This window comes from Hyphomicrobiales bacterium, from assembly GCA_039989895.1.
GTDB lineage: Bacteria > Pseudomonadota > Alphaproteobacteria > Rhizobiales > JACESI01 > JACESI01.
Genome location: JBDXGY010000001.1, coordinates 60770 through 76373, shown reverse-complemented (window position 1 = coordinate 76373; position 15604 = coordinate 60770). Strand labels below are relative to the sequence as shown.

Annotated in this window: 15 protein-coding genes; 10 read left to right on the top strand and 5 right to left on the bottom strand. The window is 46.2% G+C overall.

The window, feature by feature from the left end:
• Positions 1-67 precede the first annotated feature (67 nt).
• A complete protein-coding gene (locus ABJ081_00340; protein ID MEP6355115.1) occupies positions 68-1060 on the bottom strand; it encodes an aldo/keto reductase in 993 nt (330 codons plus the stop codon).
• Positions 1061-1120: 60 nt separating this feature from the next.
• Positions 1121-1579, bottom strand: coding sequence for a low molecular weight protein-tyrosine-phosphatase (locus ABJ081_00335; protein MEP6355114.1), 459 nt, complete (start codon positions 1577-1579; stop codon positions 1121-1123).
• Between the two features lie 229 nt (positions 1580-1808).
• Here ABJ081_00335 and ABJ081_00330 point away from each other — a divergent pair, with 229 nt between their 5' ends.
• The 3 genes from ABJ081_00330 to ABJ081_00320 all read left to right on the top strand — a co-directional run bounded on the left by ABJ081_00330 (position 1809) and on the right by ABJ081_00320 (position 3234).
• Positions 1809-2192, top strand: a complete 384-nt coding sequence (locus tag ABJ081_00330; protein ID MEP6355113.1) for a YkvA family protein — start codon at positions 1809-1811, stop codon at positions 2190-2192.
• The gene (locus ABJ081_00325; protein MEP6355112.1) at positions 2182-2562 is read left to right on the top strand and encodes a hypothetical protein; all 381 of its coding nucleotides are present in this window, start codon (positions 2182-2184) and stop codon (positions 2560-2562) included. The genes ABJ081_00330 and ABJ081_00325 overlap by 11 nt, the downstream gene beginning before the upstream one ends.
• Before the next feature lie 123 nt (positions 2563-2685).
• Positions 2686-3234, top strand: a complete 549-nt coding sequence (locus ABJ081_00320) for an RNA methyltransferase (GenBank protein ID MEP6355111.1) — start codon at positions 2686-2688, stop codon at positions 3232-3234.
• 16 nt (positions 3235-3250) lie between these two features.
• Here the strand turns inward: ABJ081_00320 and ABJ081_00315 are convergent, their stop codons facing one another.
• Positions 3251-3787 carry a sigma-70 family RNA polymerase sigma factor gene (locus ABJ081_00315; protein MEP6355110.1) on the bottom strand — a complete coding sequence of 179 codons (537 nt, stop codon included), beginning with the start codon at positions 3785-3787 and terminating at the stop codon, positions 3251-3253.
• Positions 3788-4239: 452 nt separating this feature from the next.
• Between ABJ081_00315 and ABJ081_00310 the strand changes: the two genes are divergently transcribed.
• From ABJ081_00310 to ABJ081_00290, 5 genes are all read left to right on the top strand, one after another.
• Positions 4240-4749 carry an invasion associated locus B family protein gene (locus tag ABJ081_00310; GenBank protein MEP6355109.1) on the top strand — a complete coding sequence of 170 codons (510 nt, stop codon included), beginning with the start codon at positions 4240-4242 and terminating at the stop codon, positions 4747-4749.
• Positions 4750-4863: 114 nt separating this feature from the next.
• Positions 4864-6081 carry a 23S rRNA (adenine(2503)-C(2))-methyltransferase RlmN gene (gene rlmN, locus ABJ081_00305; protein MEP6355108.1) on the top strand — a complete coding sequence of 406 codons (1218 nt, stop codon included), beginning with the start codon at positions 4864-4866 and terminating at the stop codon, positions 6079-6081.
• 37 nt (positions 6082-6118) lie between these two features.
• Positions 6119-6679, top strand: a complete 561-nt coding sequence (locus ABJ081_00300; protein MEP6355107.1) for a peroxiredoxin — start codon at positions 6119-6121, stop codon at positions 6677-6679.
• Between the two features lie 2 nt (positions 6680-6681).
• Entirely contained in the window at positions 6682-7152 is a 471-nt protein-coding gene (locus ABJ081_00295) for a hypothetical protein (GenBank protein ID MEP6355106.1), read from the top strand.
• 135 nt (positions 7153-7287) lie between these two features.
• Entirely contained in the window at positions 7288-8523 is a 1236-nt protein-coding gene (locus tag ABJ081_00290; GenBank protein MEP6355105.1) for an argininosuccinate synthase, read from the top strand.
• Positions 8524-8621: 98 nt separating this feature from the next.
• Here the strand turns inward: ABJ081_00290 and ABJ081_00285 are convergent, their stop codons facing one another.
• Together ABJ081_00285 and rpmB are read right to left on the bottom strand one after the other, a co-directional pair.
• Complete coding sequence (locus ABJ081_00285) at positions 8622-10067, bottom strand: DUF3179 domain-containing protein (GenBank protein ID MEP6355104.1); 1446 nt, start codon at positions 10065-10067, stop codon at positions 8622-8624.
• Positions 10068-10212: 145 nt separating this feature from the next.
• On the bottom strand, positions 10213-10506 hold the full coding sequence (gene rpmB / locus ABJ081_00280) for a 50S ribosomal protein L28 (protein ID MEP6355103.1): 294 nt from the start codon (positions 10504-10506) through the stop codon (positions 10213-10215).
• Between the two features lie 337 nt (positions 10507-10843).
• Here rpmB and ABJ081_00275 point away from each other — a divergent pair, with 337 nt between their 5' ends.
• On the top strand, positions 10844-11707 hold the full coding sequence (locus ABJ081_00275) for a DUF3108 domain-containing protein (protein ID MEP6355102.1): 864 nt from the start codon (positions 10844-10846) through the stop codon (positions 11705-11707).
• Between the two features lie 904 nt (positions 11708-12611).
• Positions 12612-15596 carry a helicase-related protein gene (locus tag ABJ081_00270; GenBank protein ID MEP6355101.1) on the top strand — a complete coding sequence of 995 codons (2985 nt, stop codon included), beginning with the start codon at positions 12612-12614 and terminating at the stop codon, positions 15594-15596.
• The last annotated feature ends 8 nt before the right edge of the window (positions 15597-15604 follow it).

The following is a 15604-nucleotide window of genomic DNA, read 5'->3' as shown; positions in this document are numbered from 1 at the left end:
ATTAGCTCATGGCCTAGTATGAAAACTAGCAAATGGTTGTGACCTTAATATGGAGAGCATTGGATAATTAACAATAACGTTCCGCGCCCGCTTGTTGGGCCTGTGAATAGCGGTCACCATGAGCAAAGCCAGGGGGTAGAATCTGATCAATTTCTTCCATATCTGCGGTGGTCATCTTTAGGCTCGCGGCCAATGCGTTTTCTTCCAAATGTCCGGCTGAGCGAGTGCCTGGAATGGGGATGTGATGGTTCCCTTTTGCCAAGGTCCATGCGATGGCTAGTGTTGCTGGCGTTGTGCCGCGTTCACGGGCAAAAATTTTGAATTTTTCGATTGCTCGCACATTATAGCCAAAGTTTGGTTCGCTAAAACGTGGTGTGCCTTTTCTGAAATCACTCTCAGCGAACATTGAGGGGTCTGGCATTACATCGCTCAACATACCGCGCCCTAGTGGTGAAAACGGTACGAAGGCAACGCCTAGCTCCTTGCACGCTTGAATAACCCCAAGTTCTGGCATGCGGGTCCATAAGGAATATTCACTTTGTACGGCGGAAACTGGATGGACCGCATTGGCACGGTGCAGGGAGGCTGGGGAGATTTCTGAAAAGCCTATCCCGCCTATTTTCCCTTCTTCTTTAAAGCTGACAAGTGTTTCCATCACTTCCTCGATAGGGCGTTCGGCTTCGCGTCTGTGGATGTAATAAAGGTCCACATGCTCAAGTCCTAAATGGGTGAGTGATTTTTCCAGTGCCTCACGCAAATGTTCAGGCGAATTGTTGAAACTGCGAATATTGGTTTTTGGGTCGCGGTAAATGCCTGCTTTTGTTGCGATGGTGAATTTACCCGGATTATCCTTGATAAAAGAGCCGATAGTTTTCTCGGAAACACCCGCGCCATAGACATTCGCGGTATCAAGAAATGTGATTCCCAGATCGAGTGCTTTTGTCAGTGTGTCGTGGCTTTCCTTCTCATCGGTCGCGCCATAAGCTCCGGCAAAACTCCAACAGCCAAGGCCAATTGCCGATACATGGGGGCCATTTTTGCCGAGTTTTCGCATTTGCATATTATTTTTCCTTATTTTCCTGTGTTTCTTTCATTGCGTAGTCAGTTGATTTTGGGCTGGTTATCTCAGTTTTTCCAATAGCGCCTGATTGGCTTCCATGATTTGAGTAAAGACGCGCTCAAAACCATCACTGCCGCCATAATAGGGGTCCGGCACAGCCGTATTGGTGCCGTGGGCGTGGTTTAAAAATAAATCAATGGTGGCTGTGTTATTGGCTGGGCAAATTTGGTTCACATTGATTATGTTGTCATAGTCCATACATAAGATCAGATCGAAATTAGTGAAGTCTGATAGGTGCATCGGGCGGGATTTTTGATTTGAGATGTCGATGTTGTTTTTTGCCGCAATGCGCACGGCGCGCGGATCTGGCGGATCGCCCTCGTGCCATGCGCCATTGCCCGCACTATCATAAGTAATTTGTCCTTGAAGTCCTGCCGTCGCAACGAGATGGGCGAATGTACCCTCAGCAAGAGGCGAGCGACAGATATTGCCCAAACAAACAAAAAGAACGGATGTCATCGACTGGCCTACTTTGGTGGTCTATATTTAAGTACAGTAAATCTGTTGCAGCAAACCATGAAGCATAACTCAATGGCAACACGATTGAGCGATGTAGAGCGCGAAAACGCTTTAGCATCATTGTTTGAATGGATATGCTTGCGGGTAAGGATTGAGTTGTAAAGTCGCAAATAAACACCCACTTTAGTGGTGTATTTTCTGATTGAGGAGCAAAGCTATGGCCAAGTCGATGAATGAGCCTCTAGAGGGTGAAGTGATCGCACCGGGTGTTAAAACGCCCGTTGATGAAGCCCGTGCTGCCAATGATGAAGAAAATGTGCGGCGCGATTTTTGGAAAACCTTTCGCAAGGCTTTGCGTTATATTCCCTTTTCCAGTGAGCTTGTCGCTGCTTATTATTGTGCGCTAGACAGCAAAACACCGTTTCATGTACGTGCAACGTTGCTTGCGGCCTTAGCCTATTTCGTCATGCCACTTGATGTGGTGCCCGATTTTATTTTCGGTCTCGGTTTTTCAGATGACATCACTGTTCTTGCCGCAACCTTGATGCGGTTGCGCAGTTATATAACCGACGAGCATCGCGATGAGGCTAAAAAAGCTCTCGATGATATTTAAGTGGCTTTTATTCGTAGCCGGAACATTCGGTCTCATCTCTTGTGCACAAGATAATGGCGTTAAGTTGGAACAAGACCAACTATCCCGGATGGTTGTGCGTGAGAAATCATTTGAGTGGATTGGGTATGGTTTTTCCGGTGATCTGACCTTGTCAAAAGATGGCTCTGCTATTCTTATCGTTCATGGAGTGGGTGAGGATGTGGGGCGCTGGGAACAAAATGGTTCTGCGCTTTGTGTCCAATTTAAACGTGCAATCCAAGGTGCAAAAAGATGCGCTGATATAGCGCGTTTGCCAGATGGCACTTATGAAGCACGCAAGCAAGACAGTACTGTGCGACTTGGTATTTTTTCAGGTAAGAGTGATGAATGAATTTTGTTGTGACCACATGCGTTTGGCTCTAGCCAAACGTCACCGCACATTCGTATAACTCTAGCGGCTTTCATAGATCAAACTGGCGCTTGATAAGCCCGTGATTGATAAGGATGAAGACACATGCGTGGATATTTTGCTGTTGGTGTAGAAGGGCTTTCTAAAACCGGTAATTTTGGCAATTTATTGCGAACCGCTCATGCTTTTGGTGCGAGCTTTTTCTTCACGGTGAATGCAGATACACGGGTGACACGATTTGGCGCAGATACATCGCGCACCAGCGAGAGTATTCCTCACTACCCTTGGGAGAGTTGTGATGACATGCAGCTACCCAAAGATTGCAAATTGGTGGGCATTGAACTGACCGATGACGCTATTCAATTACCAAGCTTTCGCCATCCCTCTCGCGCTGCTTATGTTTTAGGGCCAGAACGCGCTTCGCTTTCGCGGGCAATGACACAAAAATGCGACTATGTGATCAAAATTCCTACAAGCTTTTGCATCAATGTAGCGACGGCGGGCGCTATAGTTATGTATGACCGCATTGCAACCTATGGCAAATTTGCCGAGCGCCCCGTTAAAGCAGGAGGGCCGACGGAGGAAGTGCCAGAACATATCCATGGATTGCCACGTTTTAGATCAGGTAAAATGATTCATTCTGATGAAGTGTAATTGGCTGGCGAAGTGATTAGTCAATATCAACTTTGCAGTCTTCAGATAGTTGTTTGCGTAACCGAGTGAAGGCTAGGCGAATGCGTGATTTTACGGTGCCAAGCGGCACGTCTAGCTCTTTTGCAATCCGGCTGTGCGGCTGACCTTCAAAAAAAGAAAGGCGTATCAATTGCATTTGTTCTTTTGGTAGCGTTGAGATAGCCGTGCGTATGCGCTGATCGCGTTCTCTCGCATCAATGCCATCAGTATCTATTTCTTCAATCGTCGGAAACATGGTTGGATCTTGTGCATCCAACTTGTTCGACTTATCGCGTCTGATGAGGTCAATGCGCCTGTTTCGGGCAATTCGGAAAAGCCAAGTGCCGAGCGATGATTTTTCCGGGTCATACGTATGTGCTTTTTGCCACAAAGTGACCATCACGTCTTGAGTCACTTCCTCTGCCGATGCAGGAGAGCAATTGCCACGCATGAGAAATGCCTTGATACGTGGTGCATAAAAAGAGAACACGCTAGTGAAAGCTGCGCGGTCACGCTTTTTCGCAATAAGATTCATTCGCCTAGCCATTTGGCTAGCGAGCTCATCTGATTTTTGCTTTGCTGTGTATGTCATTTGACAGACGCCTATTACACTTTATCTTGCAACATAATACACTTTTAAGTTGTTATATTCAATTAAGGGTTGTGCTTCTTTTGTCAATTTATGGCAATTTTTGTTTAGTTTCTCATCAAGCTTTGTTGTTTCATCCCAATGATGCCTTATTTCTGTTGCATCGTGATAATATCAGATACGAAAATGTTTTTCGTCTAATCCAAGAATGATATAGTGCTTAACGTTTGTAGTGACTGGTTTATTCATATTTTAGTAATGACGATAAGCTATTGTTAAACGTAAGTTCCATTAGCAGTGTGTCATGGAAAATTAGATATTCGATATTCACGTATTTGAGTGGTTTGCATTAACTGCTTGAACTTATAATGAAATTCAGATCAAAGATGAGGAATAAAATGCGGTTTTTAGTTGTTTCGGTTTCTGCAGCTCTACTGGCTCTAACAACATTTGGTACAGCCAATGCGCAAACGCCAAAGCTTGTTGAGGCATTTAAGGATTGGGCTGCTTATTCAGTTGATGGAGCGAACGGCAAGGTATGTTATGTGGCGTCTCAGCCCAAAGACCAACAGCCTACAGGTGTTAATCGCGATCCAGTGTTCTTTATGGTTTCCCATTGGAAAAATCGTAATGTAAAAAATGAAGCGAGCGTTATTATCGGTTATCCTTTTGCTTTAGACTCTAAAGTATCAACGCAAATTGATGGTAATTCATTTTCGATGTTTACAAAAGGCGATGGCGCTTGGATGGAAAACACCAATCAGGAAGCAGAGCTTGTTGCAGCAATGAAAGCTGGCAGCAAGATGGTTGTGAAAGGTACATCGCGTCGTGGAACAAACACAACAGACACCTATTCACTTAGCGGTATTTCAGCTGCATTGAATAAGATTGCATCTGTTTGCGGTTAAAACTAGAAATGTCAGAATGATTTTTAAAAGGCCGTGCTTTGAGTGCGGCCTTTTTCTTTGCGTGAGAGACGGAGCGCTGATATAACGCTTTTTTCTAGCCACGCGAGAACCGCCATGTCTGCGACACTTAATCTTGTCGATATGCCATCCAATGCACGTCCTAAAGCATCGGATCATTCAAAAATAGCCGTTATTGGTATGACGCGCGATGCTTTGAAACAGGCTTTTGGCGGCATTGGGGTTTCTGAAAAACAACAAAAGATGCGGGCAAGTCAGCTTTGGCATTGGCTTTATATTCGCGGTGCTAAAACTTTTGACGAGATGACAAATATCTCCAAAGATTTGCGCCTTCAAATGGCGGATGCTTTTACTATTGATCGACCTGAAATTATCTCTGAACAGATATCTACAGATGGAACACGAAAGTGGCTGCTGCGCTTTCCGTCTCTTGGCGCTGGTGCGCCGGTAGAGATTGAAACCGTCTATATTCCTGAGGAAGGGCGCGGGACTTTATGTGTTTCCTCTCAGGTTGGTTGCACATTGGCCTGTACGTTTTGTCATACAGGCACACAAAAGATGGTGCGCAATTTAACGGCTGGCGAGATCATTGCGCAGGTCTTGGTTGCGCGTGAGAGCTTGGGTGATTTTCCTGAGATGAATACGCCACAAGGCGCGATTGTGCCGGGTGAGGGGCGCTCGGTCAGCAATGTCGTGATGATGGGCATGGGCGAGCCGCTTTATAATTATGACAATGTGCGCGATGCGATGTTGATTATGGCTGATGGCGATGGTCTCAGCCTTTCCAAACGGCGGATCACGCTTTCTACCTCTGGTGTCGTACCTGAGATTGTGCGCATTGGCGAAGAGACCGGTGTGGCGCTCGCAATCTCGCTTCATGCGGTGCGCGATGAATTGCGCGATGTCTTGGTGCCGATTAATAAAAAATATCCTATCGCTGAATTGCTTGAGGCTTGTCGCAATTATCCCGGCCTTAATAATGCACGTCGTATTACCTTTGAATATGTGATGTTAAAGGGTGTGAATGATAGCTTGGAAGATGCCAAAGCCTTGGTGAAAATGCTCAAAGGCATTCCGGCAAAAATCAATCTTATTCCATTTAATCCTTGGCCGGGGTCTGACTATGAATGTTCTGATTGGGAGCAGATTGAAACTTTTGCCGATGTTGTCAATCATGGCGGCTATGCCTCGCCCATTCGCACACCGCGCGGCAGTGATATTCTGGCGGCCTGTGGCCAGTTGAAAAGCGAGAGCGAACGCATGGCGATCCGCGAGCGGCTGGCGCTTGAGGCGATGGTTGGTACTGAAGATTAAGCGTTTTGCCTGATGAAATCAAAATGGGACTGCACCAATGACAAATCTTGCAAAACCTGATTGGACGACCATTGCACCGCCTGTTGATGACGGTGCAGCTGACCATCTGGTTGGCATGCCATTGCCAAATGTTAAACTCGCTACAACAGATGATACATATGTTTCATTGGCTAGCTTGCGTGGCATTTTGGTTCTTTATATTTATCCCATGACGGGTAGTCCTGATAAGGCGTTGCCTGATAACTGGGATGCAATTCCCGGTGCGCGCGGTTGTACACCGCAGTCTTGTTCCTTTAGAGATCACTTTGAGGAATTGAAGACTCATGGTGTTGCGCATTTATTTGGGCTTTCAACACAGGATACAAAATATCAAAAAGAGGCGGCAGCGCGGCTGCATCTTCCTTTTGCGCTTTTGTCTGATGAAGCTTTGACTTTTGCAAAGGCGCTCAAGCTGCCAACTTTTGAAGTAGATGATATGACACTTCTTAAACGTATGAGCATGATTGTGCGCGATGGTGTGATTGTAAAAACATTCTATCCGATTTTCCCGCCTGATCAGGATGCGGAGCAGATCATTCAACATTTGTTAGACGCTTAAAAATGGTTTTATTTTTCCGAGTTTTGACCCGACTTTTTATTTTAGCCTTTGCCTATTGTTTTGCGACTATGGCTGCGATGGCAGCTCTTGTCGTGAGCATAATTGGGTGGCGGGCTAATTTTGGGGGGCTTGACGGTGGCTCGCCAGAAGAAGAAGTGATTACGCTTTTATTCTCAGGTGCTTTTGGCCTTATCGCTTTTTTCCACATTGGATGGACCGCCTTCACCCCTGCTGTCGTTGCGGGTCTGATTACAGAGGCTTTTTCTTGGCGCTCTATCTTTGTGCATGTGGCAGCTGGTGGCGTGATAGGGCTTTTTCTCTTAAATGAGAGTGGTGTTTATGTCGATGAAACCCCGCCACAGCAAGATCTTGTAATTACTCTCGCTGCTGGGTTTGTTGCTGGTCTTGTTTACTGGTTGATTGCTGGTCGTAATGCTGGTGGTTGGCGTACGCAAACCAAGGCATCAATTTAGGGAATCTTGGAGAGAGTAAATTTATCGCTTTTGAAGCGACTTATCTTCACTTTATACCAGTGTTTAGCTTGCCTATTCATCCATGATGGATAAAGTGCGCGAAAATCATCAAGCCCCTTTTTAGGAATTTTAAAAATGGCCACGTTCAAAAAATCCGATATCAATAAAGTTGTTCTTGCTTATTCAGGTGGGTTGGATACCTCGATCATTTTGAAATGGTTGCAGCAGGAATATGAATGCGAAGTGGTGACCTTCACGGCGGACCTTGGCCAAGGTGAAGAGCTGGAGCCAGCACGCAAAAAAGCTGAGATGCTGGGGATCAAAGAAATCTATGTCGAAGATTTGCGCGAAGAGTTTGTGCGCGATTATGTTTTTCCAATGTTTCGTGCCAATGCGCTTTATGAAGGTGTCTACCTCTTGGGTACATCTATTGCGCGCCCGCTGATATCAAAACGTCAAATCGAGATTGCAGCTGAAACAGGGGGCGATGCTGTGTGTCATGGTGCAACCGGCAAAGGCAATGATCAGGTGCGCTTTGAGCTTGGTTATTATGCGCTCAATCCTGATATCAAGGTGATTGCTCCATGGCGCGAATGGGATTTGTTGAGCCGTACCAAACTGATAGATTTTGCGGAAAAAAATCAAATTCCAATTGCTAAAGACAAACGCGGCGAAGCGCCGTTTTCTGTTGATGCTAATCTATTACATACCTCATCAGAAGGTAAGGTTCTGGAAGATCCATCTGTTGAAGCGCCTGAATTTGTTTATTCGCGCACAATTGCGCCGGAAGATGCTCCCGATAAAGCGACCATCATTGAGGTTGGTTTTGAAAAGGGTGATGCCGTTTCAATCAATGGTGAGGCGATGAGCCCTGCAACAATTCTGACCGCGCTCAATAAATATGGCCATGACAATGGTATCGGGCGGCTTGATCTGGTTGAAAACCGTTATGTGGGAATGAAATCGCGCGGTGTTTACGAGACGCCGGGCGGTACAATTTTGCTGACAGCGCACAGAGGCATTGAATCACTGACGCTTGATAGTGGTGCAGCCCACCTTAAAGATGAAATCATGCCGCGTTATGCTGAGCTTCTTTATAATGGCTTCTGGTTCTCGCCAGAGCGTGAAATGCTGCAAGCCTTGATCGACAAAAGTCAGGAGATGGTGACCGGCACGGTGACATTGAAGCTTTATAAGGGCAATGTGACGCTTGTTGCTCGTTCATCACCTTATTCTCTCTACAGCGAAGAGCTTGTGACCTTTGAAGAAGGTGCGGTTGATTATGATCACAATGATGCGGCTGGCTTCATCAAACTCAATGCGCTTCGCCTTCGCACCTTGCGCCAGCGCTTAAAACAAAACGCAGGTTGAATAAAGTTCCCTAGCTACAATCTTTTACATCGAATTGGCATTGTGAACGATTGTTTAGCCCTTATGGGACTTGAGCTGCAGGCATGGATGAAGCGCGTTTAGCCTGAGTAAAGCTCACTCTTCACGCCGAGATAACTATCCCATGCAAACCAATAGGCAACGTGCCCAGAGACGCGGGCGAACTTTTTACCATTAGGGCCAATTAGAAAATCTTCGGTGACTTTCCAATCACCATCATTGCTTTTTAAATCGCTGCTTGATGCGCCATTTTCAAACGACACATCCCCTCGCTCATAAGCGCGGACAGTGCGCGTGTCGGCATTGCCGATGAGTACAACATTGGTTGCGCCGATTGTATCGTTGATGACTTTTCTTTTACGGAAAGCCTCCACTGGCCACGCTTTGGCCGCACCAAATTCGCGGATGCCAAAGATAAAATCCTTGCGTTGTAACTGGCTTTCATCGCGCACAATGGTGGGGAACATCAAATCAGGACTTGAAAAATACTCATTATAAACAACGCCTGATCCATAATTCCGCTTGTGGCCGGTTTTTAAAGACAGCACTTTTGTGTCGGGATGTTCTTTGTTCCATTCTTCCCATGATGTGATTGTGACGGGCCGGATTTTTAGCTTGACGTTCTTGTCAACAAGTTTGCCAGCGACAGGTTCGCCAGTGAATTGGTTCCATAAGGTTTTGGTTGTTCGGTCAAACATGAGTTTGTTAGAGCGATATAAAAAACCAGATGAGCCAAAGACGAGCGGCTTTTTGAATTGATCTGTTTGTGTCTCAAATAAAATGCCAGCGCCGCATAGGGTGCAATAAGCAAGCGCTACGGGTACACCGCCGATGACGTCGTTGAACATTTCATGCCAACCCATAATGCGTAACGGATAGGCGCGCGCATCGCCGTTGATCTCAACACCGAAGACAAGGTCGCTTGGAATAAGATATTTGGCCTTTGACGCTTTGATCAGCTTTGGATTGTCTAATGAGGGAATGCCGTCCACTTTAACGCCGCCCCATGTGATTTCTTCAAGCCGTATTTTCATTTGATCGCGCGATGTATATTTGAGGTCAAAGAACTGCTCAAAATTTTCATCGATCGCATTGAGGAAGCGTAATTTTAATTTGCGGTAGGTCGCATGAGGGACAACTTCGGGATGAGCCTCCTGCCACAGCATGGCATCACGCCATGTATCAATCTTTGTGCCCGTTAATTTTTGCAAAGCTTCAGCCATTGGTCTGAACTCACCACCAAGCCGCATGAACATCACAAGGGTTGGCGCAATATCGAGATTTCCGCGCGCTACGAGTTTGTCGAGGGCATCTTGTCGTTCGTCGCCACCACCCAAAAGAGTGAGCATTGAAAGATCTTCAATGCTTATGCCATCAATCGCATCTGAGGCTGTGCTTTCGTTCGCTTGGAGCGTTTGAGCAAGGGATGGGGATGAAACGCCTGTCAGTGCTGTTGTAAAAAATGCAGCTGTCGTGATGGTCCAGGCCAGTTTTTTAAGCCCCATTCTTCTAAGCATGGCGTTCATTGATACCTCCAAAATATTTTGCGCAGTTTATTGCATATGCGCAGGGAATAAAGAGGCTTCACGGCCATTTGTTCTAAGTTGAAGTGGGCAGAAATGAAAAAGAGCCCGTCACCGGGCTCAATTAAATATTATATTTAGATATGTTTTATGCAGCAGCTTCAGCAAGCTTACGTTCAAGCTGACGCTTGATGAGCTTTGCACGATCTGAAAGTTCTGCTTCTTTGGCTTTCAGCAAGAAGGCATCAAGACCGCCACGGTGCTCAACTGTGCGAAGAGCGCTCGCGCTTATTTTCAAAAATACTTTTTGTTCCAGCGCTTCGCTCATCAATGTTACATTGTTGAGGTTTGGCAGAAAACGGCGACGCGTTCTATTTTTAGCGTGGCTTACGTTATTGCCTGACATAACGGCTTTTCCAGTGAGTTCGCAACGGCGAGCCATGAGGGTAATCCTTTTTTACAAGGCCGAAGCCTTAAACTGTTTTGTATTCGTGCATTAAACCAAGAGGTTTCGCCCACTTGAGCGTTGTCTCACGACGACAATGTCGGAAAATTTGCCCGTTTCTACGGATATTAGTTCATTTCGTCAAGTCACGAGGGGCATAATAACACGATCAACATGCAAAATTTTACTACCTAAATGTTTGTTGCCATTATATAGTGCAACTGATTTGTCGAAGCGCCGCGTTTTAGGTGTTAATGTATGTAACATCATCATTGTATTTTGTCTGATGAAATGACTCTTTAACTGTATATTAGATACCGGAGGGATGAGTTCCTTGTTATCAGTAAAAATCAAGCCAAGGCAAAGTTTGAAGGCGGCTTTGATTGCGGCCTGCAGTCTGTGCTTTGTATCGACTACTGATTTGGCTGCTGCAGAAAAGGCCAACGTATATATCAAATACACCATGGCAATTGCGGCTGTCCCCATCGGCGTTCTAAAATTGAGATCACAATTCGATGGGAATCGTTTTAATATTGATGCCAGTGGTCGTACTGCTGGGGTAAGCCGTCTTGTGTCAGATGGTAAAGGATCCTTTTCAACATCTGGGCATTTGCGTCGCGGTAAAGTTATCCCGTCCAATTTCAATATGGACACCATTGAAGAAAACCTGATTACCAAGGTACGCATGAAGATGGCGTCAGGTTCCATTAAAAAGCTGTTTGCCGCGCCGCCTTTATCTAAGAAGCCGGACCGCATTCCAGTAAAAAGCCAACATTGGCGTAATATTCTTGATCCTTTGTCTGCTTTCATGGTGCCGCTTGGTCAAGATGGCCGAATTGAGCCGAAAGCTGCCTGTAATCGTACTATACCGGTTTTTGATGGTTGGCAGCGTTTTGATGTTAAGCTTAGATATAAAGAAATGCGACAAGTGAGCCTTGGCGGAGGTAATGGTTACAAAGGGCCTGTGGTTATCTGCAAAGCATTCTACCTCCCAATAGCGGGGCATAGGCCAAACCGATCGACCACAGTTTATCTAAAAAACAAATCGAAGATGGAGCTTTGGCTTGCGCCAATCTCAGGTCTACCGGTTCTTGTTCCTGTTAATATCAAGGTTGGAACCAAATTTGGTACGCTGACGCTTGGTGTCAGTGAATTTGATTTAACGCTTGGCGGTAAGGTTGCCTCGAAATCAAATTAAATATCGATTATTCTTTGTATTTCTTGATCTTATGCTTTGGCGCCTGTGAGTGTTGATGTCTGTTCCACAACGTGTTTCAATGTGAGCCAGATATTTGACATCATGTTAATACTTGCAGCATTAACACTATGAATTGCCTACAAAAATTAGTGCTGAACTCAGTATTTAATACACGATCTTGTGGGAACAAATGCTGAATACTCCCAGTTCTCCTGATTCGGACAGCCTTTGTTCTCTTTCTCTCTCTATTCGTTAAGAAACAGCCTTGCTTGGTTCAAGCCACGCTCATAATTTGTTTATACTTTTAAGTCTGGCTGTTGATGCGTGCGTGGGTTGAGAGTTACAGGATAAAATAAGGCCGAGTTAACCTTTTCGTTCGCCATGCAAGCTGTGTAGGACATCGCAATAGTTATTGTTCTTTTGTCAGGTACTATATGTGCTCAATTCCTAAATGAACAAAACGAATACATCGTTTATTCTCCTGATTCGAACAGGCTTTGTTCCCCTCTCGATCCAATTCTTAACAAGAGAGTCAGGTGTGGCAGCCATGTTGTAATGTTTCATTAAGCGCTTTGACTCTTTGTGAAACACCGAGGTCACAGGCTGTTAACCAATGGTTCCAAAAAAGCCTTATATTTGAATCGGTTAGATTCAATATGTGGTTGGATAATGGCGTTGATTTTCCATATTTAGCGTAGAACAAAGAGAAAACATTTTTGAATCACTGATTCGGACGCCCTTTGTTCCTGCCATGTTCCTAAGATTAATAAATAACCTTTTGACCAAGACAAAAAGATCAGGTGCGCTATAGGTTAAGCTGGGTTATGACGGTATGTGACTTATTATGAGACACGGGGTCGTATTAGAACCTCATTGAACCTTAATCCCCATCGAACTGTGAACCATGACGATCAATGTAGTGACAGGTGCTTTTGAAGCTGTGAAGGTTGCATCCACGCGCGGTGTGACAGCTGTATTGGGACCAACCAATACAGGAAAGACCCATCTGGCGATTGAGCGGATGGTCAAGCACCCAACCGGTATGATGGGTCTACCGCTACGGCTTTTGGCGCGTGAGGTCTATTCTAAGGTTGTTGCTAAGGTGGGCGAACATAATGTCGCACTGATTACCGGCGAAGAGAAAATAACACCAGCCAAGCCGCGCTTTTGGATTTGTACTGTTGAGGCGATGCCGCTTGATATTGCGGTTAATTTTGTCGCTATTGATGAGGTTCAACTCGCCCATTCTTTTGAGCGGGGACATATTTTCACTGACCGCATTTTAAACATGCGTGGCACCCATGAAACCCTACTGCTTGGCGCAGCCACGGCTAGGCCTATTTTAGAAGATTTGATGCCAGGGCTGAATGTGAGTGTGCGTCCGCGCCTCTCTGATCTCATCTATGCTGGGCCAAAGAAAATCTCCCGTTTGCCGCGCCGTTCTGCGGTTGTCGCCTTTTCTTCTCAAGATGTTTATGGGATCGCGGAGCTTATTCGACGCCAAAGTGGTGGGGCGGCTGTGGTGCTTGGGTCTCTTAGCCCACGTACACGCAATGCGCAGGTCGAGCTTTTCCAAAATGGTGATGTAGATTATCTGGTGGCAACGGATGCGATTGGCATGGGGTTGAATCTTGATGTGGATCATGTGGCGCTTTCAGCGATACGCAAATTTGATGGTTTTCAGTTTCGTGACCTAACGCCAGCAGAGCTTGGTCAGATTGTCGGGCGGGCAGGGCGCTATACTCGCGATGGAACCTTTGGTGTGACCTCGCGGGTTGAAGGTTTTGATGTTGGCCTTGTGGAACAATTGGAATCCCATGTATTTGAGCCGCTGAAAGTATTTCAGTGGCGCACGGGCAAGCTTGATTTTTCTTCCCTCAAGGATTTACGCGACAGTCTGGACGCTGCCCCAAAATCAGCGATGCTCGTCAAAAGCCCAGTTGGTGATGATATAGTCACGCTTGAAGCAGCTATGCGTGATGCTGATGTGCGGGATATGACAACCACAAGCGAGGATGTGGCCAAGCTTTGGGATGTTTGCTCGATGCCCGATTATCGCAAAATATCACCAGCAGAACATGCTGATCTGGTATTAACCGTTTATGGGCACTTGCAAAAAGAGGGTTGGGTGCGCGAAGAATGGTTGGCGAGCCAAATTGCACGTGCAGATAGGGTAGATGGCGATATAGATACATTGTCGAATCGGATAGCGCATATCCGTACATGGACATATATTGCTAACAGAAGTGATTGGTTGGAGAATGCTATTGCTTGGCGAGAAGAGGCGCGTGATGTAGAAGATCGGTTATCAGATGCTTTACATGAGTGTTTGACTAAGCGGTTTGTTGATAGACGTACGAGCGTTTTAATGAAGAAATTGAAAGAAAGCACTATGCTTGAGGCGGAAGTTACCCATGATGGCGATGTTATCGTTGAAGGGGAAAATATTGGAACGTTGGAAGGACTGCGGTTTTCAGCTGACACGAATGGTACATCTGGGAGCGAGGCAAAAACGGTTCGTGCTGCGGCTCAAAAAGCTTTGGCGAGTGAAATTGAAAAACGCTCACAGCGCATAGACAAAGCCCCAAATGAAGCCTTTTTAATTTCATCAGATGGGTCTATTCGCTGGCTTGGTGCGGTTATTGCCCGCATCACTGCGAGTGATGATATTTTAGCGCCTAACTTTATCGTGCTTGCCGATGAGCAATTAACGGGGCCTGCGGCAGAGCGGGTCGATACCAGATTGCGCTTGTGGCTTGATGCCCATATCGCCACTGTGTTGCAGCCGCTTGTTGATCTTCGAAAATCGGAAGATTTTGAAGGCTTGGCGCGTGGTATCGCGTTTCAGCTTGTTGAGGCTTTTGGGGTGCTGGATCGTCGTGATGTTGCTGAGGATATTAAAAACCTTGATCAAGCCGCACGTGGTTCGCTCAGACAATTCGGAGTCCGTTTTGGGGCTTATCACATTTTTATTCCGCTTCTTTTGAAGCCTGCGCCCGCTACTCTTGTCGCTCTTTTATGGGGGCTGAAGGAAGATAAGCTAGATAATAAAGGTATTAGCGAGGTGCCCGCACTTTCGGCTGCAGGGCGCACCTCATTTGCCATTGATCCTGAAGTGCCAGAGGCTCTCTATCGTGTGGCAGGGTTTAAAGTGGCTGGTAACCGTGCGGTTAGAGTGGATATTTTAGAACGCCTTGCGGACATCATTCGCCCACTTCTTAACTGGAAACCGAGTACAAATGAAACAGAGCCGCCAGAGGGCGCCTTGCGTGAGTTTGGATTTACAGTGACGGTGGATATGACATCATTGCTTGGATGCGCAGGTGAGGATTTTACTTCAGTTCTTAAATCGCTCGGTTATCGTTTTGAAAAACGCAAAGTGGTTGAGAAGAAAAAAGAAACAGCAAGTGAAAGCGGTGATGCGCCAATAGACAATGGTGTGTTGGCAGCTGACATTGCATCGCCCTCAGAAAAAGACGCGACCACAGAAAAAACTGCCCCAGAAACAGAACAATCGAGTGATGCATCCACTGAAGCAGCAACTACTGCTGAAGAGCCAGCCGCCACTGAAGTGGCCTCTGTGGCTGAATCTGAGAGTGAGGCTGAGGAAGCGCCTACCGAGGCAAATGAGCCAGTGTTTATTGAAATCTGGCGTCCGGCACCGGCAAATCGTGACACTAATAAGCGCACACACAAGGCGCATAATAAGGACGCACAAGGTCATAAAGGTCAGCGTGGTAAAAATGCTAAGCCATCGCGTAAGGGTGGCGATAAACATTCGCAAAAAAATAATAAGAGTGAAAACAAGCCACGCAAAGAAAAGCCGATGGATCCAGATTCACCCTTTGCAAAACTAGCGGCCTTGAAGGCGGGGTTAGCCAAGAAATAATTGGTGTC

Coding starts and splice junctions, on each gene's coding strand:
- ABJ081_00340 (MEP6355115.1), bottom strand. CDS start 1,060: ATGCAAATGCGAAAACTCGGCAAAAATGGCCCCCATGTATCGGCAATT.
- ABJ081_00335 (MEP6355114.1), bottom strand. CDS start 1,579: ATGACATCCGTTCTTTTTGTTTGTTTGGGCAATATCTGTCGCTCGCCT.
- ABJ081_00330 (MEP6355113.1), top strand. CDS start 1,809: ATGAATGAGCCTCTAGAGGGTGAAGTGATCGCACCGGGTGTTAAAACG.
- ABJ081_00325 (MEP6355112.1), top strand. CDS start 2,182: ATGATATTTAAGTGGCTTTTATTCGTAGCCGGAACATTCGGTCTCATC.
- ABJ081_00320 (MEP6355111.1), top strand. CDS start 2,686: ATGCGTGGATATTTTGCTGTTGGTGTAGAAGGGCTTTCTAAAACCGGT.
- ABJ081_00315 (MEP6355110.1), bottom strand. CDS start 3,787: ATGAATCTTATTGCGAAAAAGCGTGACCGCGCAGCTTTCACTAGCGTG.
- ABJ081_00310 (MEP6355109.1), top strand. CDS start 4,240: ATGCGGTTTTTAGTTGTTTCGGTTTCTGCAGCTCTACTGGCTCTAACA.
- rlmN (MEP6355108.1), top strand. CDS start 4,864: ATGTCTGCGACACTTAATCTTGTCGATATGCCATCCAATGCACGTCCT.
- ABJ081_00300 (MEP6355107.1), top strand. CDS start 6,119: ATGACAAATCTTGCAAAACCTGATTGGACGACCATTGCACCGCCTGTT.
- ABJ081_00295 (MEP6355106.1), top strand. CDS start 6,682: ATGGTTTTATTTTTCCGAGTTTTGACCCGACTTTTTATTTTAGCCTTT.
- ABJ081_00290 (MEP6355105.1), top strand. CDS start 7,288: ATGGCCACGTTCAAAAAATCCGATATCAATAAAGTTGTTCTTGCTTAT.
- ABJ081_00285 (MEP6355104.1), bottom strand. CDS start 10,067: ATGAACGCCATGCTTAGAAGAATGGGGCTTAAAAAACTGGCCTGGACC.
- rpmB (MEP6355103.1), bottom strand. CDS start 10,506: ATGGCTCGCCGTTGCGAACTCACTGGAAAAGCCGTTATGTCAGGCAAT.
- ABJ081_00270 (MEP6355101.1), top strand. CDS start 12,612: ATGACGATCAATGTAGTGACAGGTGCTTTTGAAGCTGTGAAGGTTGCA.